Source organism: Nonomuraea glycinis (assembly GCF_035920485.1).
GTDB classification, from domain to species: domain Bacteria; phylum Actinomycetota; class Actinomycetes; order Streptosporangiales; family Streptosporangiaceae; genus Nonomuraea; species Nonomuraea glycinis.
This window is the reverse complement of the sequence record NZ_CP109166.1, coordinates 5,756,910-5,779,315: the sequence shown is the minus strand read 5'-3', so window position 1 is coordinate 5,779,315 and position 22,406 is coordinate 5,756,910. Positions and strand designations below refer to the sequence as shown.

At 71.0% G+C, this 22,406-nt stretch carries 22 protein-coding genes and 1 pseudogene; 12 read left to right on the top strand and 11 right to left on the bottom strand.

Features of this window, described 5'->3' with window-relative positions; translation table 11 throughout:
* Positions 1 to 94: 94 nt before the first annotated feature.
* Entirely contained in the window at positions 95 to 1,543 is a 1,449-nt protein-coding gene (gene argG, locus OHA68_RS27160; RefSeq protein WP_327102776.1) for an argininosuccinate synthase, read from the bottom strand.
* 78 nt (positions 1,544 to 1,621) lie between these two features.
* Positions 1,622 to 2,569: an acyl-CoA desaturase gene (locus tag OHA68_RS27155; RefSeq protein WP_327102775.1), complete on the bottom strand. Its 948-nt coding sequence runs from the start codon at positions 2,567 to 2,569 to the stop codon at positions 1,622 to 1,624.
* Positions 2,570 to 2,782: 213 nt separating this feature from the next.
* On the opposite strand from OHA68_RS27155, the gene OHA68_RS27150 reads away from it, so the two are divergent.
* The 4 genes from OHA68_RS27150 (at position 2,783) to OHA68_RS27135 (ending at position 8,173) form a co-directional block, all read left to right on the top strand.
* Positions 2,783 to 4,057, top strand: a complete 1,275-nt coding sequence (locus OHA68_RS27150; RefSeq protein WP_327102774.1) for a cytochrome P450 — start codon at positions 2,783 to 2,785, stop codon at positions 4,055 to 4,057.
* Between the two features lie 2 nt (positions 4,058 to 4,059).
* Positions 4,060 to 5,637, top strand: coding sequence for a peroxidase family protein (locus OHA68_RS27145; protein ID WP_327102773.1), 1,578 nt, complete (start codon positions 4,060 to 4,062; stop codon positions 5,635 to 5,637).
* Between the two features lie 155 nt (positions 5,638 to 5,792).
* The gene (locus OHA68_RS27140) at positions 5,793 to 7,916 is read left to right on the top strand and encodes a hypothetical protein (RefSeq protein WP_327102772.1); all 2,124 of its coding nucleotides are present in this window, start codon (positions 5,793 to 5,795) and stop codon (positions 7,914 to 7,916) included.
* A gap of 11 nt (positions 7,917 to 7,927) precedes the next feature.
* Complete coding sequence (locus OHA68_RS27135; protein WP_327102771.1) at positions 7,928 to 8,173, top strand: hypothetical protein; 246 nt, start codon at positions 7,928 to 7,930, stop codon at positions 8,171 to 8,173.
* 85 nt (positions 8,174 to 8,258) lie between these two features.
* Here the strand turns inward: OHA68_RS27135 and OHA68_RS27130 are convergent, their stop codons facing one another.
* From OHA68_RS27130 to OHA68_RS27110, 5 genes are all read right to left on the bottom strand, one after another.
* The gene (locus OHA68_RS27130) at positions 8,259 to 9,722 is read right to left on the bottom strand and encodes a flavin monoamine oxidase family protein (RefSeq protein ID WP_189139670.1); all 1,464 of its coding nucleotides are present in this window, start codon (positions 9,720 to 9,722) and stop codon (positions 8,259 to 8,261) included.
* Positions 9,723 to 9,814: 92 nt separating this feature from the next.
* Complete coding sequence (locus OHA68_RS27125; RefSeq protein ID WP_327102770.1) at positions 9,815 to 10,588, bottom strand: IclR family transcriptional regulator; 774 nt, start codon at positions 10,586 to 10,588, stop codon at positions 9,815 to 9,817.
* A 24-nt stretch (positions 10,589 to 10,612) separates the two neighbouring features.
* On the bottom strand, positions 10,613 to 11,551 hold the full coding sequence (locus OHA68_RS27120) for a PDR/VanB family oxidoreductase (RefSeq protein ID WP_327102769.1): 939 nt from the start codon (positions 11,549 to 11,551) through the stop codon (positions 10,613 to 10,615).
* Positions 11,548 to 11,763 (bottom strand): hypothetical protein, encoded by a 216-nt coding sequence (locus OHA68_RS27115; RefSeq protein WP_327102768.1) that lies wholly within the window; start codon positions 11,761 to 11,763, stop codon positions 11,548 to 11,550. The genes OHA68_RS27120 and OHA68_RS27115 overlap by 4 nt, the downstream gene beginning before the upstream one ends.
* Positions 11,763 to 12,818, bottom strand: coding sequence for an aromatic ring-hydroxylating dioxygenase subunit alpha (locus tag OHA68_RS27110; RefSeq protein WP_189139666.1), 1,056 nt, complete (start codon positions 12,816 to 12,818; stop codon positions 11,763 to 11,765). Before OHA68_RS27110 ends, OHA68_RS27115 begins: the two co-directional genes overlap by 1 nt.
* Before the next feature lie 138 nt (positions 12,819 to 12,956).
* On the opposite strand from OHA68_RS27110, the gene OHA68_RS27105 reads away from it, so the two are divergent.
* From OHA68_RS27105 to OHA68_RS27095, 3 genes are all read left to right on the top strand, one after another.
* A complete protein-coding gene (locus OHA68_RS27105; RefSeq protein WP_327102767.1) occupies positions 12,957 to 13,748 on the top strand; it encodes a maleylpyruvate isomerase family mycothiol-dependent enzyme in 792 nt (263 codons plus the stop codon).
* Positions 13,749 to 13,791: 43 nt separating this feature from the next.
* Complete coding sequence (locus OHA68_RS27100) at positions 13,792 to 14,658, top strand: aldo/keto reductase (protein WP_327102766.1); 867 nt, start codon at positions 13,792 to 13,794, stop codon at positions 14,656 to 14,658.
* 125 nt (positions 14,659 to 14,783) lie between these two features.
* The gene (locus OHA68_RS27095) at positions 14,784 to 15,944 is read left to right on the top strand and encodes a serine hydrolase domain-containing protein (RefSeq protein WP_327102765.1); all 1,161 of its coding nucleotides are present in this window, start codon (positions 14,784 to 14,786) and stop codon (positions 15,942 to 15,944) included.
* A 122-nt stretch (positions 15,945 to 16,066) separates the two neighbouring features.
* Here the strand turns inward: OHA68_RS27095 and OHA68_RS27090 are convergent, their stop codons facing one another.
* From OHA68_RS27090 to OHA68_RS27075, 4 genes are all read right to left on the bottom strand, one after another.
* A complete protein-coding gene (locus OHA68_RS27090) occupies positions 16,067 to 16,207 on the bottom strand; it encodes a hypothetical protein (RefSeq protein ID WP_327102764.1) in 141 nt (46 codons plus the stop codon).
* A 155-nt stretch (positions 16,208 to 16,362) separates the two neighbouring features.
* Entirely contained in the window at positions 16,363 to 16,641 is a 279-nt protein-coding gene (locus OHA68_RS27085; protein WP_189139661.1) for a hypothetical protein, read from the bottom strand.
* A gap of 93 nt (positions 16,642 to 16,734) precedes the next feature.
* Positions 16,735 to 17,097 (bottom strand): fluoride efflux transporter CrcB, encoded by a 363-nt coding sequence (gene crcB, locus OHA68_RS27080; RefSeq protein ID WP_327102763.1) that lies wholly within the window; start codon positions 17,095 to 17,097, stop codon positions 16,735 to 16,737.
* Positions 17,094 to 17,510 (bottom strand): fluoride efflux transporter FluC, encoded by a 417-nt coding sequence (locus tag OHA68_RS27075; RefSeq protein WP_327102762.1) that lies wholly within the window; start codon positions 17,508 to 17,510, stop codon positions 17,094 to 17,096. The genes crcB and OHA68_RS27075 overlap by 4 nt, the downstream gene beginning before the upstream one ends.
* A gap of 101 nt (positions 17,511 to 17,611) precedes the next feature.
* Here OHA68_RS27075 and OHA68_RS27070 point away from each other — a divergent pair, with 101 nt between their 5' ends.
* The 5 genes and pseudogenes from OHA68_RS27070 (at position 17,612) to OHA68_RS27050 (ending at position 22,391) form a co-directional block, all read left to right on the top strand.
* On the top strand, positions 17,612 to 18,685 hold the full coding sequence (locus OHA68_RS27070; RefSeq protein WP_327102761.1) for an NAD(P)H-dependent amine dehydrogenase family protein: 1,074 nt from the start codon (positions 17,612 to 17,614) through the stop codon (positions 18,683 to 18,685).
* A complete protein-coding gene (locus OHA68_RS27065; RefSeq protein ID WP_327102760.1) occupies positions 18,682 to 19,170 on the top strand; it encodes a carboxymuconolactone decarboxylase family protein in 489 nt (162 codons plus the stop codon). Before OHA68_RS27070 ends, OHA68_RS27065 begins: the two co-directional genes overlap by 4 nt.
* 103 nt (positions 19,171 to 19,273) lie before the next feature.
* The gene (locus OHA68_RS27060; protein ID WP_327102759.1) at positions 19,274 to 20,905 is read left to right on the top strand and encodes a GMC oxidoreductase; all 1,632 of its coding nucleotides are present in this window, start codon (positions 19,274 to 19,276) and stop codon (positions 20,903 to 20,905) included.
* Positions 20,906 to 21,117: 212 nt separating this feature from the next.
* Positions 21,118 to 21,822 carry a hypothetical protein gene (locus OHA68_RS27055; protein WP_327102758.1) on the top strand — a complete coding sequence of 235 codons (705 nt, stop codon included), beginning with the start codon at positions 21,118 to 21,120 and terminating at the stop codon, positions 21,820 to 21,822.
* 107 nt (positions 21,823 to 21,929) lie between these two features.
* Positions 21,930 to 22,391, top strand: a pseudogene (locus OHA68_RS27050) (hypothetical protein).
* The last annotated feature ends 15 nt before the right edge of the window (positions 22,392 to 22,406 follow it).

Sequence of the window (22,406 nt, the reverse complement as noted above, 5' to 3'; positions counted from 1 at the left end):
AACTATTCGATTGTGGATAAATACGCACTCACTGCCGGTCCCCGTACCTCGCCATGGCGGGCGCGGCCGAAGGACGCCGCCCCCGCCCGCTCGGCTAGTCGGTGCCGGACTCCATCGCCGCGAGGTCGAGCAGCACCTCGTCCTCGGGGACCTCGCCGCGCGAGGCGATCGCCTCGGCGCCGCCCTCGGGCATCTCGCCGATCAGCTCGGTCGGGGCGGGCTGCGCGGCACCGAGCAACGCCGGGTGCGCGCTGCCGACCAGGCCCAGTCTCGCGTACTGCTCCAGCCTGGAGCGGGAGTCGGCGATGTCCAGGTTGCGCATGGTCAGCTGGCCGATGCGGTCCACCGGCCCGAAGGCGGAGTCCTCGGTGCGCTCCATGGACAGCTTGTCCGGGTGGTAGCTGAACGCCGTGCCGGAGGTCTCCAGGATGGAGTAGTCCTCGCCGCGCCGCAGCCGCAACGTCACCTCACCGGTGATCGCCGTCCCGACCCAGCGCTGCAGCGCCTCGCGGACCATCAGCGCCTGCGGGTCCAGCCAGCGGCCTTCGTAGAGCAGCCGGCCCAGCCGCCGCCCGTCGTTGTGGTAGCCGGCGAGGGTGTCCTCGTTGTGGATCGCGTTGACCAGCCGCTCGTAGGCGGCGTGCAGCAGTGCCATGCCCGGCGCCTCGTAGATGCCCCGGCTCTTGGCCTCGATGATGCGGTTCTCGATCTGGTCGGACATGCCCATGCCGTGCCGGCCGCCGATGGCGTTGGCCTCCAGCACCAGGTCGACGTCGGAGGCGAACTCCTTGCCGTTGATGGTCACCGGCCGGCCCTGCTCGAAGCCGACGGTGACGTCCTCGGCGGCGATCTCGACGTCCGGGTCCCAGAACCGCACGCCCATGATGGGGTTGACGATCTCGATGCCGGCGTCCAGGTGCTCCAGGGCCTTGGCCTCATGGGTGGCGCCCCAGATGTTGGCGTCGGTGGAGTAGGCCTTCTCGGTGCTGTCGCGGTAGGGCAGGTCACGCTCGAGCAGCCACTCCGACATCTCCCGACGGCCACCGAGCTCGGTGACGAAGTCGGCGTCGAGCCACGGCTTGTAGATCCGCAGGGAGGGGTTGGCGAGCAGGCCGTAACGGTAGAACCGCTCGATGTCGTTGCCCTTGAAGGTGGAGCCGTCTCCCCAGATCTGCACGCCGTCCTCGAGCATGGCGCGCACCAGCAGGGTGCCGGTGACGGCCCGGCCGAGCGGGGTGGTGTTGAAGTAGGTGCGGCCGCCGGAACGGATGTGGAAGGCTCCGCAGGCCAGCGCCGCGAGCCCCTCCTCCACCAGGGCCGCCCGGCAGTCGACCAGCCGGGCGACCTCCGCGCCGTAGGCGGTGGCCCGGCCGGGGACCGAGGCGATGTCGGGCTCGTCGTACTGGCCGATGTCAGCGGTGTAGGTGCACGGAACCGCGCCCTTCTCGCGCATCCACGCGACCGCTACGGAGGTGTCGAGGCCGCCGGAGAAGGCGATCCCGACACGCTCGCCGACAGGCAGAGAGGTAAGTACCTTGGACACGATCAGAAGTATATACACAGGACTGCATGACCATGCAAGAGCGTCCACACCGGGTCCCGGCAGGCGGTCGGACCGGCCTCACCCTGGGCGATCGTGCCGGTGGGCGGCGAGGCGGGACGGGATCGGCCAGCGCACCGCGTAGGCCCAGCCCGCCTGCTCGAACCAGCGGATCAGCCGGGCGCTGGGGTCGAACTGGCCCTTGAGCACGCCGTGGCGGGCGCAGGTCGGCTCGACGTGGTGCCAATTGTGCCAGCCCTCGCCGAGCGTCAGCATCGCCACCCACCACACGTTCGAGGAGCGGTCCCGGGTGCGGAACGGCCGGTCGCCGAAGGTGTGCGCGACGGAGTTGACCGACCAGGTGACGTGGTGGACCACGGCATAGCGGACCAGGCCGGCCCAGAAGAGCGCGCTCCACGCCCCCGCCCACGACATCGACCACAGCCCGCCGGCGGCCGCGGGCAGCGCGAACGACGCGATCACGACGGCCGGATAGGCGGCGTCGAAACGGCGTACGTCCGGATCGGCCAGCAGGTCGGGCACCCAGTGCTGGGCGTTGGAGCGGCGACGGGCGGTGTAGAACCAGCCGATGTGGGCGTGCAGCATGCCGCGCAGCAACGCCAGGCCGCTGTCGCCGTAGCGCCACGGGGAGTGCGGGTCGCCTTCGCGGTCGGCGTACTTGTGGTGCCTGCGGTGCTCGGCGGACCACAGCATGACGGGCCCCTCGACCGCCATGCCGCCGGCCAGCATGAGCGCGATCCGCAGCCCTCGACCGCATCTGAAGGCCCGGTGCGTGAAGAGCCGGTGGTAGCCGATGGCGATCCCGAAGATGCTGACCAGGTACATCACGAGCGCGATGACCAGGTCGCGCGGGCCGACGCCCCACCCCCAGGCGGCCGGCACCGCCAGGGCCAGGAGCAGGACGGGCAGCACGACCAGGACGACCAGGTAGACGGCGCGGCGGCCGGCGGTGACCGCCACCGTCTCCACCGGGCCCGATCCCGGCCGTGGCGTGGATGACGAGGTCACACTGCCTCCTCCTGAGCCAGACGATGGGGCACCTATTCAAAGGCCGGATCCCCGCCATGCGGCTATGGCCTGACAGTGACGACCTCGTCACGTAACGGAAGCAAAACAATGCGCTCCGTAGCCATGAAGAAATACCTGACACGTCCCTAGATTGTGGTTGCACAGCGTGATCATCGCTGTTCGCTCCGAAATCAGGCGGAAGGGTGCCACGACATGGGTGCTGTCGATCAGGCGACCACGGGTGGCCATCTGGAGAGATACGAGGAGGCCCTCGCCCGGGACCCGCTGGCCGCGTTCGGCCTGGTCCGGGAGTGGATGCGCACCGAGTGGCAGGCCCTGTTCGCCGAGCTCCGGGAGCGGCGGCCCATCTTCGTCACCCCCGCCTTCACGGTCGTGACCCGCTACGCCGACGTCACCGAGGTGCTCTCCCGCGAGGAGGTCTTCTCGGTGCGCGCCTTCGGTCCGCGGCTGGACGCCGCGCTGGGCGGCCCTTTCATGCTGGGCCGGGACGCCACCGCCATGAACTGGCGGGAGAAGGGCCTGATGCAGGTCATGCTCGACCCGCGTGACGTGGCCGACGTGCGGGAGCTGGCCGGGAGCATCGCCGACGAGCTGCTGGACGCCGCCTGGCCCGACGGGCGGGTGGAGGCGGTCCACGCGCTGTTCCGGCCCGTCGCCCTGGGCGTGTGCGCGCGCTACTTCGGCTTTCCCGGCCCCGACCAGCAGACGCTGTCGCGCTGGACGCGGGCCGTCGTCACCGACGGCTTCGCCAACTTCCTGGGCGATCCGGACATCCAGGCCTCGTCCGTCCAAGCGGGCGGGGAGATGATCGGCTACCTGCGTGACCGGCTCGCCGCATACCGGGCGGGGCGGGACGGCCTGCCCGACGACGTCTTCGCCCGGCTGGCCCGCTCCGACCTGCCCGACGACCGCATCGTGATCAACATGGCGGGCCTGCCCCTGGGCTTCGTGGAGAGCGCGCCCGGGGCCATGGTCGAGGCCGTCGAGCAGCTGCTGCTGCGCCCCGAGAGGCTGGCCGAGGCCACCGCGGCCGCCGGCGACCCCGAGCTCTTCGACCGCTACGTCTGGGAGGCGCTGCGGTTCAACCCGCTCTTCAAGCTGCTCCCCCGGCTGTGCGAGCGCGACCACGTCCTGGCCGCCGGCACCCCGCGCGCCACGGTGATCCCGGCGGGCACGTTCGTGCTGGCGTCGCCCGCGTCGGCCATGTTCGACGCGGACGTGGTGCCGGAGCCCGACGCGTTCCGGCTCGACCGGCCGGGCCACCACCAGCTGTTCTTCGGTTACGGCCACCACGCCTGCCTCGGCGTGCATCCGGCCAGGGTGGTGGTCGCCGAGACCGTACGCCGTCTGCTGCTGCGTCCAGGGGTGCGCCTGCTCCCGCCGCCCGAGGGGCGGATCGAGCGCGCCGCGGGGATCTTCCCCGACCGGTTCGTCCTCGGGCTCGGCGCCGAAGGGCAGGAGAGCTGACGATGGCGGCGAGCACAGCGCGCGGCATCGCCACGGACGGCCTCGTCAACCGGCTCAGGTTCCTGGCCCTGACCAACGGCCGGCCGGTGTGGGATCTCGTGCAGTCGATCCAGCCGGTCCGGCGCCGGGTCAACGCCTCCCTGATCGACCACGCGATCCGCGAGATGCCGCCGCGCCCCGAGCCGCTGAGCACGATGGCCGGCTACACCTCGTGGGCCTCGCTGACCGACCGCACCTACAGCGGCAGGCACCTGCCCCCGATGCCGGCCCCCGAGGGCAGCCGGCCCACGCCCGAGCGCGCCGCCGACCTGTTCACCCGCGGCGAGATGATCCCCTGCCCGCGCTCCACGGTGCTGTTCGCCTACTTCGCCCAGTGGTTCACCGACGGTTTCCTGCGCGGCGACACCACCGTCCCGCGCGACCCCCGCAAGAACAGCTCCAACCACCACATCGACCTCAATCAGCTGTACGGCCTCAACCCGGCGGTGACGGCGGCGCTGCGCGCCTTCGACGGCGGGCTGCTGAAGAGCCAGGTGGTCAACGGCGGGGAGTTCCCGCCCTACCTGTGCGAGAACGGCAAGATCAAGCCGGAGTTCGACGCGTTGCGCGTCATCCGCTTCGACGAGCTCACCGACGCGCAGCGCGACACGCTGTTCGCCACCGGGAGCGACCGGGGCAACATCCAGCTCGGGTTCACCATGCTCACCGTGCTGTTCCTGCGCGAGCACAACAGGGTCGCCCGGCTGCTCGCCCGGCACTACCCGGGCTGGGACGACGAGCGGCTGTTCCAGACGACGCGCAACATCCTCATCGTGCTGCTGATCAAGCTGGTCGTCGAGGAGTACATCAACCACATCACCCCCTACCACTTCCGGTTCACCCTGGACCGGCGGCTGTCGGCGATGCTGACCGGCGCACCCTGGCACCGGCAGAACTGGGCCTCGGTGGAGTTCAACCTCGTCTACCGCTGGCACAGCCTGATCCCGTCGCGCCTGTCGGTGGGCGGGGGCGAGCTGCCGATGGCGCAGACCCTGCTCGGCGGCTCGCTGATCCCCGGTCCCGGCCTCGGCCGCCTCTTCGAGGACGCCTCGCTCCAGCGGGCCGGTCGCCTCGGCCTGTTCAACACCGATCCCCTGCTGCGGGAGGTCGACGTGGCCAGCATCGCCGACTCCCGCACGCTCGACCTGGCCCCGTACAACAGCTACCGCGAGCACTGCCGCTTCCCCCGGGTGCGCACGTTCGAGCAGATCTCCGGCGACCAGCGGGTCACCGGCGCGCTGCGCGAGCTCTACCACGGCGTCGACGACCTCGACCTGTACGTCGGGCTGTTCGCCGAGGAGCCCGGATCCCCCGACGCCATCCTGCCCCCGCTGCTGACCAAGATCATCGCTATCGACGCCTTCTCCCAGGCGCTCACCAACCCGCTGCTCGCGCCGCGGGTGTTCAACGCCGCCACCTTCTCCCCGTACGGCATGCGGATCATCGCGACCACCCACACGCTCTCGGACGTGCTGCACCGCAACACGCCGGAGGATCCCAGCCCCCGCTTCGTCAGCATGTCCCGGCGGTCGGACAGGTGAACGGGAACGACGATCCGGCGCCCGAGCACGCGAAAGCCGCCCCGGCCGCCGGAAACGTGAGCGGGAAAAGCCATCCAGCTGACGGACACGCGAGCGGGAACGGCGATTCGGCCACCGGAAAGCCGGGCGGGATCGGCGATTCGGCTGCTGGGGCGTTGCGGGGGGCAGCGCGCGAGTTGGTCGAGGTCGCGGTCACGATCCAGGAAACGGCGTCCCACGCGACGGCCGCGCTCACCGACGGCGCGCTGCTGCGGGCCCTGCCGCGCAGGCCGGCGGCGGCTCGTCCGGCCTACCGCGCGCTGCTGCGGGCGACCACCAACGGCCAGGGCCTCGGCTGCGCGCTCACCGGTGGCCGGCTGGCCACCGCGGCCGCCAAGGTCGGCGCCATGGCGGGGGCGGAGAGCCTGGCCGTGCACGTGCTGGCCACCTCGCTGCGGCTGCGCATCGCCGCCGTCGCGGTCGACCATCCCGAGCTGACCGACGACCCCATGCTGGCCCGGCTCATCGACGCGGCCGCCGCCGACCGTGACCTGGAGGCTGTCCGGGCGCTGCGCGCCCTGCTCAAGGACCGTGGCGCGGTGCACGCGCTCAGCCAGCTCGCCCCGGTCTTCGGCGAAGTTCTCGCCCTGCGCGCGCTGCTGGACGAGAACCCGCTCAACGACGCCGCCGCCTGGCTCATCGCGACCGGCAAGGGCTACGTCACCGCCGACCCGCTCACCGGCCTGAGCAACAGGGCCGTGGCCGCCCTCGACACGGGCGAGGGCGTCGCACGCCGGACCGAGCTGACCGGCGCCGAAGCCGCCCGGCTGAGCCGGCGTGGGTCGCTGCTCGGATTCCTGCGCGACATCAGCACAGTCGGCACCACAGGGCGGATCCTCATTCAGAGCGTCGAGGGTCCCGACGGCGTGGTCCGTCACGTTCTCCAGGCGCCGGGCATGCGAGCCGGACGGCCCAGCGGCGACTCGCCCCAGGATCTGCTCGGCGCGTTCAGCAGTGCCGTGCTGGACAGCAGCCCCTTCAGTCGCGCGCTGGCCAGGGCCGTCGCCGACTACGGCCTGGCGGAGGGCGCCGAGCTGGCGCTCGTGGGGCACAGCGCGGGCGGAGCGGCGATCATGAACCTGGCGCAGGACGCCGAGTTCTGCGCCCGCTACACGGTCACCCACGTCATCGCGATCGGCTCGCCCGTCGACTTCAAGCGGCCCGCCGACCCGCGCACCTTCGTCGCCAGCGTCACCAACCAGCACGACATCATCCCCACCCTCGACGGGCAGGGCGCGGGCGGCTGCTTCGACCTGCATCCCGACTGGTACGTGGTCGACTACTTCGACTCCACCCACCTGTTCCCGCTCTGCCACAGCATCGAGCACTATCTGGCCAACCTCGCCGACGACCTGCCCGAGGCCCGCGCGCACCTCGACGAGCGGCTCGCGCCCTTCGCCGGGCCCGTCGTACGCTCACAGGCCTACCAGCTGTTCGACCACGTCCCCGACCTGACGGACTTCCCCTTCCTGACCGTGCCGACCTACTCGGTGGACGGCCCGGCGGGAGCGGTCGAGCTGCCGATCAGGTGCCGGGACGGCAGCGCGCTCACGGCGTACTTCACCGTGGATCCGTCGGCGGCGGCCCGGCTGCTGGAGGGCACCGGGACGGGTCCCGCCCTGCGGGTCGGCGGCCGGGCCCTGGTCTGCGTGCACGCCGCCTGGAACCGGCGCACCAGCGCGGGCGGCTACCGCGAGCTGCACCTCGGCGTCGTCGTGCCGGGGCCGGACGGCGGCGGGCGGCGGCGGTCATTCCTGGCCTGGCCCGATCTGCTGCGCGGCGCGGCGCGGCGGCGCTCGGGCAGTTACCTGGTCGGCTCCGTGGTCGACACCGCCGCCAGCTTCGCCGTCGCGCCCCGGTTGTGGGGCGGCGAGCCGCATCGGACGCCGCTGGAGTTCCGGCTCACCCGGCGGTGCGCCCGTGTCACCGTCGGCAGTCCCGGCGACGAGATTCTCACCCTGCGGGGGCGGCTCGGTCCCTGGCTGCCGACGCTCGACCGCGACCTGGTCGGCTACGCGGGCGGGGGCGGCACCACGCTGCGCTCGTGTGTGCGGACCCGCGGACCGGCCCGGCTGCACCCCCTGCCGCTGCTGCGGCTGAGCGTCGCCCCCGAGGCCGCGCACCCGCTGGCCGACCGGCTGCGGGAGCTGGGGCTCGACGGCGCCCGGCCCCTGCTGTGCCTGGCGTCCACCCGTCGTCAGGCGCTCCGCGACGCCGCCGTCCCCATCTCCGCCACCTGACCGGAGGAGCGATGTCAGCCGACCTCGCGGCGATCGCCGCCCACGCCGAAGTCCTGCGCGCGGACGCCCAGGCCCTCACCGCCTGCGCCGAACGCCTCCGGGAGATCGAAGCCGGCCTCGCGGCCAGCGGCATCGCCCCGTCCTGGCTCCGCGCCTCGGTGAACGCCCACCGCACCGCCTGCCTGCAAGCCGCCACCGACCTGAACACGGCAGCAGCCCGCCTGCACCACTACAGCAACGCGACGACCCACCCCTGACCCCCGCACAGCACCATAGGTTTCGGGGCTGTGCGGGGGTGAGATCAGGCTGCCTGGTGAACGGCTCGGGCTGTGCGGGGTGAGATCAGGCTGCCTCGTGGACGGCTCGAGCCGCGCTCAGGCCTGATTCCAAAGCGCCCTCGATCCAGGCATGCCACAGGGAGCAGTGTTCGCCGGCGAAGTGCACGCGGCCCTCCGGGGCGATGATCGCGTCGTGCAGGTTGCTCTGCTGGTGTGGCTCGAACAGGGCGAAGGCCCCGGCCGCGTAGGGGTCGTTGTACCAGGCGTGGGTGACGCCGAACTCGACGTGGTCGTGGATCTCCGGGTGGATCTTGGCGACGTCCTCCAGGGCCTGCTCGACCCGCTTCTGCGGGGACATCGCGCCCCAGCGCAGCGCGTCCTGCCCCCAGGTGTAGCTGGCCAGCAGGATCGAGCGCTCGTCGCCGGGGGCCGTGTGCGAGGGATAGCAGATCCGCCGGATCGGCAGGTCGGTGACGGTGGTGCCGCCGACGATGCCGTCGGTGCGCTCCCAGAACGCCCGCCGTACCTGCAGCAGGATCTTCGTGGAGGCGTTGTAGTTGAGCTCGCGGATGGCGCGCTGTTTGCGCCGGGAGAAGGCGGGGGTGGTCTCGACGTCGCGCAGCACCGAGAACGGGATGGTGCAGATGGCGTAGTCGCCGGTGATCGTGGTCCTGCCGGAGCCCGTTCTGACGTGCAGGCTGACCGTGTGGTCGCCCTGCTCGATGGCCGTGACCTCGTGGCCGAACCGGATGTGCTGCCTGAGCTCATGGTAGAAGGCGGTCGGCAGCCGGTCGGAGCCGCCCTCGATCTCCTGCATGTCCTCGAACGCCCGCCCGATGATCTCGCGGAACTGCTCGATGATCGCGGCGTTGAGGTTGGACTCCCGGAAGCTCATGACGCCGTAGAGCTCGATGGCCCCTTCGGAGAAGCCGCGCTCACGCAGGAAGCTGCGGATGGAGTAGCGGTCGTACTCGGCGCAGATGCGGTCGAGCGCGTTCTCGCCCTCCTGGGCGTAGAGGTCGTGGATCTCCTGGGTGGCGGTGCGCCACAGGTCTTCGTAGGAGCGGCCGCGTTCGTGCTCGGCCAGCTCGAAGTCGATGATCTGCGGGTCGGCGTCGAGCTTGCCGATCGTGGTGCGGACGCCCTGGATGTAGGCCAGCGCCTTGGGATTGCCCATGACGAACGGGCGCAGCTTGAGCCCGAAGCGGGCGCAGTAGGCGAGGGTGAGGTCGTGCACGCGGGGGATGCGCATGGCGCCGGCTTCGGCGTACAGGCCGGGGGCGAAGTCGCGCAGGGTGAGCACCCGTCCGCCGACCCGCTGCTGGGCCTCCAGGACGACGGGCTCGTGGCCCTGGCGCATGAGCTCGTAGGCGGCGACCAGGCCGGCCATGCCGGCGCCGATGATCAGCACGCGTTTGCGCGGCCGGCCGCCGGCGCCGAGCCCGCGCTCGGCCGTCGCGATCAGGTCCGCCGGCACCCGCAGGTCGTGGTGCGGCTTGGGCACCCCTGTGCCGAGGGAGGTCGGCATTGCCCGGTTCTCGTCCAGAAGGTCACGCTCCTCGTGTAGTGATAACGGAAAGCGTTCCTATTATTACGGTAAGTAAACGAGAAGGCGAGGGGTCAGCCGAACAGTGGCAGCGCGCGGGAGATGGCGCGGGCGTTGGTGAGCACGAGCGGGGCGAGCGCGTGCGGTGAGGCGCTGCCGTAGTGCACGACGAGGGACACCGCGGCGACCACGTCGCCCTCGGCGTCCTGGATGGGCGCGGCCACCGACAGGGCGTCCATGGTGACCTGCCGGTCGCTGATCGCGTAACCGCGGGCGCGGGTGTCGGCGAGCGTGGCGCGTAGCTGGTGCGGCGTGGTCAGCGTACGGTCCGTGTAGCGTTTGATGGGCCTGGCCAGGACCTCTTCCAGCACGTCGGCGGGGGCGTGGGCGAGCAGGACGAGCCCGACGCCGGTGGCGGTGAGCGCGAAGCGGCCGCCGACCCGGGTGAGCACCGGCACGGCCTTGCTGCCCGCGATGCGTTCGACGAAGACGACCTCGGGGCCTTCCCGTACGGCCAGTTGCACGTTCTCGCGGGTCACCTGCGACAGGTCCTCCAGGAAGGGCAGGGCGCATTCGCGCAGGCCCTGGCCGCGCGGGGCGAGCGAGCCGATCTCCCACAGGCGCAGGCCGATGCGGTAGCAGCCGGAGACGTCACGTTCGAGCGCGCCCCAGGCGACCAGCTCGGAGGCCAGCCGGTGCGCGGTGGAGACGGGCAGGTGGGAGTGCCGGGCCAGCTCGCTGAGGGTGAGCGAGCGCCGGTCGGGCGTGAACGCGCCGAGGATCTGCAGCGCGCGGGCCACGACCGGGCCGGTGCGCTCGGCCGGCCGCCGGTGCGCGGGCACCTGCATGGGCGGCTCCTGGGGCGGCGGGGGTCAGAGGTCGAGAACCAGCTTCGGGCAGGCGGCGCGGGAGACGCAGATGAGCATGGTGTCGCCCGCCGCCTGCTCCTCGGGGGTGAGGAGGGAGTCCCGATGGTCCACGGTACCCGCGAGTACGTCCGTCTCGCAGGTGCCGCAGGTGCCCTCGCGGCAGGAGGTGAGGACCTGTACGCCCGCCGCTTCGAGGACGTCGAGGATCGACCGCCCGGGTGGCACGGTGCAGGTGATCCCGGTAACGGCGAGTTCGACCTCGAAGGACCCCGCCAGCAGGGGTTCGCCGGCGTCCTTGGGGGTGAACCGCTCCACGTGCAGCGTGCCCGGGGGGCGCTCGGCACAGTGCTTCTCGACGGCGTCCAGCAGCGGGGCGGGCCCGCAGCAGTAGACGAGGGTGTCCGGCGTCCCCCGCGCCAGGAGGCTCTCCAGGTCGAGCAGGCCGTGCTCGTCCTGGGGGCGCAGGTCCACCCGGTCGCCGTGGGCGGCGCGCAGCTCGCGGGCGAAGGCCATCGACGCCGCCGTACGACCTCCGTACAGCAGTCGCCACTCGGCGCCGGCCGCGTCGGCGGCGGCGATCATCGGCAGGATGGGCGTGATCCCGATGCCGCCCGCGACGAACAGATAGCGGGCCGCGGGCTGGAGGGGAAAGTGGTTGCGCGGCCCGCGGACCTCGACCGTCGCGCCCGGGAGGAGCTCGTGCGCCAGCGCCGAGCCGCCCCGGCCCGCGGGCTCGCGCAGGACGGCGATCCGCCAGGTCAGGCGGTCGGCCGGATCGCCGCACAGCGAATACTGGCGGACCAGGTCGCCGGGCAGCACGAGGTCGATGTGCGCGCCAGGCGCCCAGGCGGGCAGCGCGGCGCCGGACGGGTCGCGCAGGTCGAGGACCACGACCCCCTCGGCCGCCCGGGCGCGGGAGTGCACGACGAGTTCGAAGCTCATCGCCGGGCCGCCGACAGCACCGCCGCGCCGTCCACGGCGGCGACGTCGTGTCCGACCGGGTGGCCGAGCAGCCAGTCCCACACCTCGACGGGGCCTTCCGCGAGGTAGGCCGCGCCGCAGTGGCAGGTGCCGCGCAGCAGGTCGCTGCCCGGCAGCCACACCACGCGCAGCACCCCGGGGCCGGTGAGCATGCGGGTGGGTTCGACGTTCATCAGGCCGTCCGGGCCGGGGCCGCGCTCGGCTCGACCAGCTTGGCCAGCATCCGCCGGGCGGCCAGCCCGCCGGTGTCGATGTTGATCGACAGCTCCTGGTAGCCCGGGGGCTCGCTCGCGATCACCCGCTCCAGCACGTCGAGCGCGGCGACGTCCTGCAGCACGACCGTACGGTTCTGCTCGGCGAGGAAGTCCGAGACGCCCTGGTCGTCGAGGGCGAAGTCGCGGGCGACGGCCCAGAAGTCGTGGGTGGAGTGCTCGGTCTCGGGGGTGATGGCGTAAACGACCTCGACGTGGAAGGCGTCCGGGTCGCTGCCGTCGGGGCGGGGCAGCACGCCGACCGGCGCGATCCGCGAGTGCAGCTTGTACAGGCACGGCGGGCTGTACTCGATGTCCTGCCAGCGCATGATGCGGCCGGTCAGGCCGGTGGACTTGGCGTAGAAGGGCGGGCATTCGGCATCGTCCATGTGCCTGCTGACGTAGACGATGCCGGCCTCGTCGTCGACCTCGGTGGTCGTCGGGGTGGCGGCCACCTCCGGGGTGCCGATGTAGCCGCCGTGCAGGTACGTCTCGTGCGACAGGTCGAGCAGGTTGTCCACCAGCAGCTCGAAGCGCGCCTTGAGCGGCTCCATGCCGGACACGGTGGTGTAGTCGGGCGAGGCCAGCCAGGGCGCCCTGGGCACGGCGGCCGGGTCGGCCTTGGCGGGGTCCCCGATCCACACCCAGACGAACGAATCCCGCTCCACGGTCGGGTAGCTCTTCAGCCGGGCGGTGCGCGGCACCCGGGTCTGGCCGGGGACGGCGACGCAGCGGCCGTCGGCGCCGTAGGTGAAACCGTGGTAGCCGCACACCACCTGGTCGTCGACCAGCCTGCTCGGCGCCTCGGACAGCGGGAAGCGGCGGTGCACGCAGCGGTCCGACATGGCGGTGACCTCTCCCGCGCCGGTGCGCCAGAACAGGATCGACTCGCCGCAGATGGTGCGGCTGAACAGCTCCTGGCCGATCTCACGTCCGTACGCCGCGACGTACCACTGGTCGGTGGGAATAGACGACACAGGCAACTCCTTCGTATCTCCTGACAGTCCCCGCGTCTTCGATGGTGACCTCGGTCACCCGTACGGCGGAATGTCGCTTCCCGCATGCCGGAAAGCGAAAGCTGTCATCAGGCCGGACCCACCCCTCGGGAGACGAACATGACCGATGCCGACCAGATCATCGACGCTCTGCGCAGCGGCCACGACCACCTGGCGGCCCTGGTGCGCGGCCTGCCGGCCGACGACCTCACCCGGCGGTCCGGAGCGGCGGACTGGGACGTGTCGCAGGTGCTCAGTCACCTCGGCAGCGGTGCGGAGATCGCGCTGGCCACCCTGGAGGCCTCGCTGGACGGCGCCGCCGTGCCGGGCGAAGACTTCAACAAGGAGGTCTGGGCACGCTGGGACGCGATGTCCCCGGCCGAGCGGGCCGCGGGCTTCCTGACCGCCAGCGAGGCGCTGGTCGCGCGGTACGAAGGGCTCGACGCGCGGACGCGGAAGGAGCTGAGGATCGTTTTCGGCTTCCTCCCCGCGCCCGTGGACGTCACGACCGCGGCGCGCATGCGGCTCAACGAGTTCGCTCTCCACACCTGGGACGTCGAGGTCGCCTTCGACCCGGCGGCGACCCTGGCCCCGGCCGCGACGGAGCCGCTTCTCGACCAGGTGAGCATGTTCCTCGGCTTCATCACCAAGGCCGAGGCTCTGAACGACCGCCCGGTCGCCATCGCCGTCCGCGTCACCTCCCCCGATCGTTCCTTCGGGCTGAGCGTGGCCGACGCGGTCGCCCTCACCGACGAGCCCGCCCAGCCCGACGCGGTGCTCAGCGCCCCGGCCGAGTGGTGGCTGCGGCTCGCCTCCGGGCGCCACGCCGCCGAGCACACGCCGGCCACGGTGACGCTCACGGGCGGCAAGCTCACCCTGGACGATCTGCGCGGAGTTTTCACAGGTTTTTAGGGCGACTTGACCTGGAGTGGGCTCCAGCGGGGAGGGTGTCCTCATGCACAACGCCATGACAACACGCGCCATCGGAAACCGCTCCGTGTCCGTCATCGGGCTCGGCGCCATGCCCATGTCCGTGGCCGGGCACATGCCCGATGAGGACCAGTCGATCCGCACCATCCTCGCGGCGCTGGACGCCGGCGTGACCCTGATAGACACCGCTGACGCCTACACGCCCTCGCATGACGACGTCGGCCACAACGAACGCCTGGTCGCCCGGGCGCTGGCCCGGTGGGACGGCGACGCCGCCACCGTGCTCGTGGCGACCAAGGGCGGGCACACCCGCACGCCGGGCGGCGGCTGGGAGGTCGACGGCCGCCCGTCCTACCTCAAGCAGGCGTGCGACCGGTCGCTGAAGGCTCTGGGCGTGGAGCGCATCGGCCTCTACCAGCACCACCGCCCCGACCCGAAGGTGCCCTACGAGGAGACCATCGGGGCACTCAAGGACCTGTACGACGCCGGCAAGATCGAGATGGCGGGCATCTCGAACGCCGACCCGGCGCAGATACGGCTCGCCCACGACATCCTCGGCGACCGGCTGGTGAGCGTCCAGAACCAGTACTCTCCCCGGTTCCGGTCCAGCGAGCCCGAGGTCGACGTCTGCGCCGAGCTCGGCCTGGCCTTCCTCCCCTGGTCCCCGCTCGGCGGCATCACCCGTGGCGGGGAGCTGAACGAGCGGGCGGCCTTCACCGAGATCGCCGCGGCGCGCGGCGTGTCCCCGCAGCAGGTCTGCCTCGCCTGGGAGCTCGCCCGCAGCCCTGTGGTCATCCCCATCCCCGGCGCCAGCCGCCCGGAGACCATCCTCGACTCCGTCGGCGCCGCCACCCTGGAGCTCACCCCGGAGGAGCTCGCCCGCCTCGGCTGAGCTTTCTGAGGAGCTCGCCCGCTCGTGGATCCATGGCTCTGTTTCTCGGCATGGTCACCGGGTAGCCGGAGGGAAAGCAGCCGGTTCGCCCCTCAAGCCGGCCCCGCCGGGCATGGGGAGAGGCTGTGGGCGAGGTCCATGGGTGGTGCGAGCCCTGTTTCGGCGGCGTTCGCGACGCCTTCGCGCGCAACTTCGCCGACGGCCGGGAGCTGGGCGCGTCGGTGGCCGTCTGCCAGGCGGGACGGCCGGTCGTGGAGCTGTGGGGCGGCCTGGCGGGCGACGGCGCCTGGCGGCGTGACACCATCGCCTTCCTCGCCTCGGCCACCAAAGGGCTGGTCGCCGCCGCCGCGCTGGTGCTGGTCGACCGGGGGCTGCTCAACCTGGACACGCCGGTCGCGGCGTACTGGCCGGAGTTCGCGGCCGAGGGGAAGAGCGAGATCCCGCTGCGCTGGGTGCTCGGGCACCGGTCCGGCGTGGTGGCCGTCGACCCGCCGCTGACCCTGGCCGACATCCGGCTCCGCACCCCGGTACGGGACGCCCTGGCCGCCGCGCGGCCGGCCTGGCAGCCGGGGCAGGGCCACGGATATCACTGCCTGACCATGGGCTGGCTGGTCTGCGAGGTGGTCCGGCGTGTCACCGGCCGGACCGTCGGGGAGTTCTTCGCCGAGGAGATCGCCGGGCCGCTCGGGCTCGACCTGCACATCACCCTGCCGCCCGGCACGAACGGGCGGCTGGCGGGACTCGTACCGCCCACCGAACGTCAGCTCCTGCGGGGGCGTGGCCACCCGCAGCTGGAGGCGCTGAACCGGGCCATCGGCGATCCCACCTCCCTCTTCCACCGCTCCACCTTCGGCAGCGTGGCCGTCACCGCGGAGCTGCTGAGCAGCGCCGGCACCTGCCAGGTGGAGATTCCCTCCTGTGGCGGGGCGGGCAACGCGGCCGCGCTCGCCCGCCTGTACGCCGCGCTCGCCGGCGAGGTCGACGGCGTCCGGCTGCTGCGCCCCGAGAGCACGGCCGCCGCGCGCACGCCCGAGGCCGGCGGGATGGATCTCGTGCTCGGCTGCCACACCGCCTACAGCTCCGGGTTCATGCTGCCCGGCGGTCCGATGTGGCCCGGCGCGGACTCCCCCGCCGCCTTCGGCCACGCCGGCGTCACCGGGGCCTTCGCCTTCGCCGACGGCGACCTCGCCTTCGCGTACGTGCCCAACCGGATGGCCGAGCTGATCGAAGGAGGCGGCGACCGGGTCCGCCGCCTGGTGGAGGCTGCCTACCGAGCGCATGGGTAGACGGCCGGCGGCTGTTCTGATCATTAGCCGTACGACACGAAATATCGCATAAGCGTATTTATCGCCAATGGGGCGGTCTCGGGCGGGCGGCCATCGCGTTGGCCGCCCGCCCGGGAAAGGTGTCACATGTCGCGGTTGGTGATTCGCACGCTGTCGGACGTGTCCGGTCCCGGCTGGTCAGCGGCAGCGGCGCCGGCGAAGACCGAGGCGAACCCGGCGCTCAGCACGCCGGCCGTCAACAGCACCACAGCAAAACGTCGCATTGTTCCTCCATTTTTATCCCCGTTAATGCAGAACAAGCGTGACATGGCCTGCCGGCCGGCCATGAGACGCAGGGCTGCCATGTTTCACCGCATTCCTGCCATTGCCGCCGCGCCGAGTCCGTCCGACAAGCTCGTCGGCCGGTCCGCCGGGGGGGTCAGGCGGTTCGGTCACGAGCCGCGATGGCCAGGGCGATGAACTTCTGGAACTCCGCGAACCGTTCCTGGCTCATGGTCAGCCGCACCCCGTCGACGATCGCGTCCTCGCCGTGCCTGCGGCCGACGCGGACCTTGAACCCGTCCCGGTGCGGCGTCGCGTGCACCCCGAGAAACGCCACGTGAAAGCGGCTGCTCCCCGCCACGTCACGGTGAAAGATCTCCAGCGTCCTGCCGTCCTGCACGAGGATGTGGTCGTCATGCTCGAATTCCGCTGCCATGGTGCCTCTTCCGCCGCTGGGTTCCCGCCCGCCCAGTGGCGGCAGGATCCCGTCGGCGATTCTATTTTCGGTACGGCCCGGCGCGGTCCTGGGTCAGGCGGTGAAGATCTGAGCCAGCAGCAGGCCGATCATGGCGGCGGTGAGGCCGGCCGCGAGGCTGGCGGCGACGTTGACGACGGCGAGGAAGCGGGCGCCGTCCTGGGCCAGGCGCAGGGTCTCGTAGCTGAAGGTGGAGTAGGTGGTGAGCGCCCCGCACAGGCCCGTGCCCAGCAGGGCGGTCAGCGCGGGTCCGGCGGGCAGGCCGATCACGAACCCCAGTAGCAGCGACCCGGCCACGTTCACCGCCAGTGTCCCCCACGGGAACACCGAGTCGTGGCGGGCGCGGATGAGCCGGTCGGTCAGATAGCGCAGCGGCGCGCCGACCGCGGCGCCCAGCGCGACGAGCAGCAGCGTCATCCGCCGTCCCCTCTCCTGAACGCCCGCACGGCCCGGCCGGTGAGCGCGGCCCCCGCCCACGCGGCGAGCACGGCGGCGGCCGGGGTGATCGCCAGGTAGAGCAGCGCGGTCGCGGGCCGGCCGGCGGCCATCGCCTGGTGCACCTCCACCGCGTAGGTGGAGAAGGTGGTGTAGCCGCCGAGCACGCCCACGCCCAGGAACGGGCGCACCAGCGGCCGATCGGTCCACACCTCGACGACCAGCACCATGAGCACGCCGATCAGCAGGCATCCCGACACGTTGACCAAGAGGATCGACCAGGCGAACGCGCCGGGCGGGTGCGGCAGCGCGGTCGCGATCGCGTGCCGGGCCAGCGCGCCGAGCACGCCACCGGCGGAGACGGCCGCCAGCACCGGCCAAGTCGTGAGCATCATCCATCAGGCTATCGGCGTTGCCGGCCGTCGATTCTCATAGGTGGCGATATCGGGCTGTGAGGGCCCTATACACTTAACCAAGCGCTTGCTACGCTCCGCCCATGACGTCCACGGTTGTCTGGGGCACCGGCAACATCGGCCGCGCGGCCATCCGTGCCGTCGATGCCCACCCGGCGCTGAAACTCTCCGCTGTGCTCGTCCACGACCCCCTCAAGCTCGGCCGCGACGCGGGCGACCTCGGTGGGCTCGGCCGTGATCTGGGCATCGCGGCCACCGGCGACGTGGACGCGGTGCTGGCCACCCGTCCGGGCGCCGTCGTGTACGCCGCGTCCGGCGACATCCGCCCCGACGACGCGCTCGCCGACATCCTCCGGGCGATCCGGGCCGGCGCCGTGGTCGTCACCCCTTCCCTGTACGCGCTGTACGACCAGCGCAACGCCCCGCCGGAGACGCGGGAGGCGGTGCTGGCCGCCGTCGGGGACGGCGGCGGCTCGCTGTTCGTCTCCGGCGTCGACCCCGGCTGGGGCAACGACGTGCTGCCCCTGCTGGTCAGCGGGCTCGGCACCACCGTGGACGCGATCCGCTGCCAGGAGATCTTCGACTACACCACCTACGACCAGCCGGACTCCGTTCGCTACCTGGTCGGCATGGGCCAGCCGATGGACTACGAGCCGCCGATGATCGCGCCGACGGTCCCGACCATGGTGTGGGGCGGGCAGGTACGGCTGATCGCCAGGGGCCTCGGCGTGGAGGTGGAGGAGATCCGCGAGAGCGTGGCCCGGCGCCCGCTCGACGCCACGGTGAGCACGGTGTCGATGGGCGAGTTCGAGGCGGGCACCCAGGGCGCGCTGCGGTTCGAGGTGCAGGGCATCGTCGAGGGCGAGCCCCGGATCGTCATCGAGCACGTCACCCGCATCCACCCCTCCTGCGCACCGGACTGGCCGACGCCGCCGGACGGCGCGGGCGCGCACCGGGTGATCATCGAGGGCAGCCCGCGCATCGAGGTCACGATCGAGGCGGTCGACGAGGCCGGGAACCGGTCCGCGGGCGGGAACGCCACCGCCGTCGCCCGCCTGGTGAGCGCCATCGACTGGCTGATGGCCGCCGAGCCTGGCCTGTACGACGCGCTCGACGTCCCCCTGCGCCCCGGCAGGCTCGGAAGGAGACCCGCGTGAACATCGACATCCCCGAGGGCAAGGACGCGATCGAATACGTATGGGGCGAGATGATCCCCGGCATCGGGATCGCCGCCTCGAAATTCTCCATGTCGGTGTACGCCCACACGACCCTCGGGCTGCGCGAGTTCGAGGCGGCGCGGCTGCGGATCGCGCAGATCAACGGATGCGAGTTCTGCCTCGACTGGCGGACCGAACGGGACGGAAAGAAGGTCGAGGAGGGGTTCGCCGACGCGGTGACGCACTGGCGCACCACCGACGCCTTCGACGACCGCACCCGGCTGGCCGCCGAGTACGCCGAGCGGTACGCCCTCGACCACCACGGCCTGGACGACGAGTTCTGGACCCGGATGACCACTCACTACACCCAGCGCGAGATCGTCGAACTGAGCATGAGCCTCGGCTCCTGGCTGGCCTTCGGCCGGCTCAACCACGTCCTGGGCCTCGACACGGTGTGCAGGCTGCCCAGCGGCGTCAACCGATAGCACCTGCCCGCCTCATGGGCGGGCGCTCGACACTTCACCACTTCACCCAGGCGCGAGCACCAGGCACGACCCGTTCTCCTTTCGTCGAGAGTGAGGAACACCGATGAGAGACCATCCCCCCGTCTCCAACGCCGTCTCGCGCCGTGGGTTCATCGCCGGAACCGGCTCCATCCTGGGCATGGCGGCCCTCGCGGGTCCCGCCGCCGCCCAGGCCAGGAGGGTCGCGGCGGCCCCGCCGATCGCCAACGGGGCGCACGTCCCCGCGCTGGTGATCGGCACCGGTTACGGCGGCTCCGTCGCCGCTCTGCGCCTCGCCCAGGCGGGCGTGGACGTGCACATGATCGAAATGGGCATGGCCTGGGACACGCCCGGCTCCGACGGCAAGATCTTCTGCAACACGCGCGAGCCGGACTACCGGTCCTACTGGCTGCGCACCAGGACCAAGGCGCCGCTCAACTACTTCCTCGGCTTCCCCATCGACAGGGACATCCCGCGCTACACCGGCATCCTGGATGCCGAGGACTTCAGCGGCATCACGGTCTACCAGGGCCGGGGCGTCGGCGGCGGCTCGCTGGTCAACGGCGGCATGGCGGTCACCCCCAAGCGGGAGAATTTCGCCTCCGTCCTGCCGTCGGTCAACGCCGATGAGATGTACGCCACCTACTACCCGCGGGCCAACGCCGGGCTGGGCGTCGGCACCATCGACCCGGCGTGGTTCGACAGCACCGCCTGCTACCAGTACTCGCGGGTCGGCCGTAAGCACGCCCAGCGGTCCGGCTTCCCGTTCGTCTTCGTGCCCGACGTGTACGACTGGGACTACATGAAGCAGGAGGCGGCCGGGACCGTCACCAAGTCGGCGCTGGCCGGCGAGATCCTCTACGGCAACAACCACGGCAAGAAGTCCCTGCAGCGGACGTACCTCGCCCAGGCCAGGGCCACCGGCAGGGTGACCATCTCGGCGCTGCACCAGGTGACCTCGGTCGCCCCGGCGGGCGGTGGCCGCTACACGGTCGTCATCAACCAGCTGAACACCACCGGCGACACCACGGCCACCAAGACCGTGACCGCGGACCGGGTGTTCTTCGCCGCCGGCAGCGTCGGCACCAGCAAGCTGCTGGTCAAGCTGCGGGCCACCGGCGCGCTGCCGGCCCTGAACGGCGAGGTCGGCAAGGGCTGGGGCGACAACGGCAACGTCATGTGCGGCCGCGCCAACCACCTGTGGGACCCGACCGGCAGCCTCCAGTCGACCATCCCCTGCTCCGGCATCGACAACTGGGCGGCCGGCGGCGCGTTCGCCGAGGTGGCGCCGCTGCCCACCGGCATCGAGACCTGGGCCTCGTTCTACCTGTCGATCACCAACAACACGCACCGGGCCCAGTTCTCCTGGAACGCCTCGACGGGCAAGGTCGACCTGAACTGGCAACTCGCCTGGAAGCAGCCGTCCATCGACATGGCCAAGACGATCTTCGACAAGATCAACGCCAAGGAGGGGACGATCTACCGGACCGACCTGTTCGGCATCTACAAGATCTGGGGCGACCACCTCACGTACCACCCGCTCGGCGGCGCGGTGCTGAACAAGGCCACCGACAACTACGGCCGGCTGGCCGGCTATCCCGGCCTGTACGTCATCGACGGCGCGCTGATCCCCGGCAACACCACCGTCAACCCGTTCGTCACCATCACGGCACTCGCCGAACGCAACATCGAGAAGATCATCGCCACCGATCTGTGACGAGGTGCGCAGGAGGGCGAGGGATGACATATCAGGAAAAGAACGAAATTTCCTGACCCTCGCCTTCCTATTCGGCTAAGAGCGTCCGCCAGTAGGCGTCGGATGCGTGGGCGCGTATGACGCCGGGAGCGAGTGTCAGTAGGGCCGCCTACTATCCGGATTGGCTGGTGATCAAGCGTGACCAGCACTTCCGGCTGAAGGGGCGCCCCAGCATGACCAGTATCTTCACCGTGTCCGTCGACTCGGTCGAAGGCTCGACCCTCCGTGGGAGGGTGCACGTTATCAACCCCGACGTCCCATCAGTACCGCAGGAGGCCGGCTTTCCCCTGTCTCTCCTGGTGGACGCCTGGTGGCACCTGGATAACGGGTTTCTGCACAACGAAGACAGTAGTGAGGGAGGCGGCGGAGAGCGGTACCCCTTCACCGAGGAGCAGGGCAAGGCCATCACGGCGGGCATGCGGCTGAAGGACGAGTTCTGGAAGCTTTACGAACTCATCCTCGGCAAGAGGATACGGGTTACCAAAGACGGGTACCTGCTCGCGGACGACGGCAAGACCGTGCTCGAACCCAGGCGCAAAGCGAAAGACGTGTACGAACTGGACGGGGGCAACGGATACGACGGCATTTCGCATTACGTGATGACATCCGGCAACGCCGAGGAGTTCTCACATTGCGCCGCCGACATCGTGGTCTCCTACGACATCAGCCCCTACCGGAACGTCCCGCACCTGAGCGAGGCCACACTGGAGAATCCGGGGGAGCTGGACGTGTGGGATGGGCTGGAGCTGGGAGAGGACTACTCCTTCGCTGAGATCCCTTACGCAGAGATCGTGGTGACGGTCAGCGACGCGGGCTACCTGGAGCACATGGTCGCTGGTATGCGCTGGGATACGACCATGACGGGGCACGTGTGCTGAGAGCTCGTGACACGGTCGTTGAGAGTGTCTGTCAGTAGGTGGTTGTAGTGGTGCAGGCGCGGTCCCCGATCATGGAGTTGTCCACGCTTCGTGATCATTGGGGATCCGTGCCTGCCGTTCCGTCATGCATTCTCGGCCCCGTCCGGGACCAGTTCCTCGCGCTGCTGCCCGTGCGGGAAGACCGGCATCCGCTGGGCTGCCACAACCCACGGATCGCAGGCACAGTGGTTTTCGACCGGCTGGTCCAGGTGCTGGTCTTCGGCTGAGAATACGAGCGCGTCGCGGACGCGCACTGCTCGGCCACGACCCTGCGCCGCAGGAGGGACGAGTGGATCTCACTGGGCGTGATGGAGCATCTCCGGCTACTGGTCCTGGCCGCCTATGACTACCGCGTTGTCCACGACGGCCTGGCCGACAGGAACATCGACGCATGCATCGTCCCACGTGGGGCGAAAGTCCCGATCCAGACCGGCGGACGGTGGGTGGTCGAGCGCACAAATTGCCTGATCCGACGCGCCTGGACCCACTACCGATGGGACACACGACCCCGCACACCACGCATCCGATGACCTACTGGCGGACGC

What these genes read in the sequence shown, in the direction of transcription:
- OHA68_RS27150 (WP_327102774.1), top strand. Translation starts at nt 2,783, where the DNA reads ATGGGTGCTGTCGATCAGGCGACCACGGGTGGCCATCTGGAGAGATAC.
- OHA68_RS27145 (WP_327102773.1), top strand. Translation starts at nt 4,060, where the DNA reads ATGGCGGCGAGCACAGCGCGCGGCATCGCCACGGACGGCCTCGTCAAC.
- OHA68_RS27135 (WP_327102771.1), top strand. Translation starts at nt 7,928, where the DNA reads ATGTCAGCCGACCTCGCGGCGATCGCCGCCCACGCCGAAGTCCTGCGC.
- OHA68_RS27130 (WP_189139670.1), bottom strand. Translation starts at nt 9,722, where the DNA reads ATGCCGACCTCCCTCGGCACAGGGGTGCCCAAGCCGCACCACGACCTG.
- OHA68_RS27125 (WP_327102770.1), bottom strand. Translation starts at nt 10,588, where the DNA reads ATGCAGGTGCCCGCGCACCGGCGGCCGGCCGAGCGCACCGGCCCGGTC.
- OHA68_RS27120 (WP_327102769.1), bottom strand. Translation starts at nt 11,551, where the DNA reads ATGAGCTTCGAACTCGTCGTGCACTCCCGCGCCCGGGCGGCCGAGGGG.
- OHA68_RS27115 (WP_327102768.1), bottom strand. Translation starts at nt 11,763, where the DNA reads ATGAACGTCGAACCCACCCGCATGCTCACCGGCCCCGGGGTGCTGCGC.
- OHA68_RS27105 (WP_327102767.1), top strand. Translation starts at nt 12,957, where the DNA reads ATGACCGATGCCGACCAGATCATCGACGCTCTGCGCAGCGGCCACGAC.
- OHA68_RS27100 (WP_327102766.1), top strand. Translation starts at nt 13,792, where the DNA reads ATGCACAACGCCATGACAACACGCGCCATCGGAAACCGCTCCGTGTCC.
- OHA68_RS27090 (WP_327102764.1), bottom strand. Translation starts at nt 16,207, where the DNA reads ATGCGACGTTTTGCTGTGGTGCTGTTGACGGCCGGCGTGCTGAGCGCC.
- OHA68_RS27085 (WP_189139661.1), bottom strand. Translation starts at nt 16,641, where the DNA reads ATGGCAGCGGAATTCGAGCATGACGACCACATCCTCGTGCAGGACGGC.
- crcB (WP_327102763.1), bottom strand. Translation starts at nt 17,097, where the DNA reads ATGACGCTGCTGCTCGTCGCGCTGGGCGCCGCGGTCGGCGCGCCGCTG.
- OHA68_RS27075 (WP_327102762.1), bottom strand. Translation starts at nt 17,510, where the DNA reads ATGATGCTCACGACTTGGCCGGTGCTGGCGGCCGTCTCCGCCGGTGGC.
- OHA68_RS27070 (WP_327102761.1), top strand. Translation starts at nt 17,612, where the DNA reads ATGACGTCCACGGTTGTCTGGGGCACCGGCAACATCGGCCGCGCGGCC.
- OHA68_RS27060 (WP_327102759.1), top strand. Translation starts at nt 19,274, where the DNA reads ATGAGAGACCATCCCCCCGTCTCCAACGCCGTCTCGCGCCGTGGGTTC.
- OHA68_RS27055 (WP_327102758.1), top strand. Translation starts at nt 21,118, where the DNA reads ATGACCAGTATCTTCACCGTGTCCGTCGACTCGGTCGAAGGCTCGACC.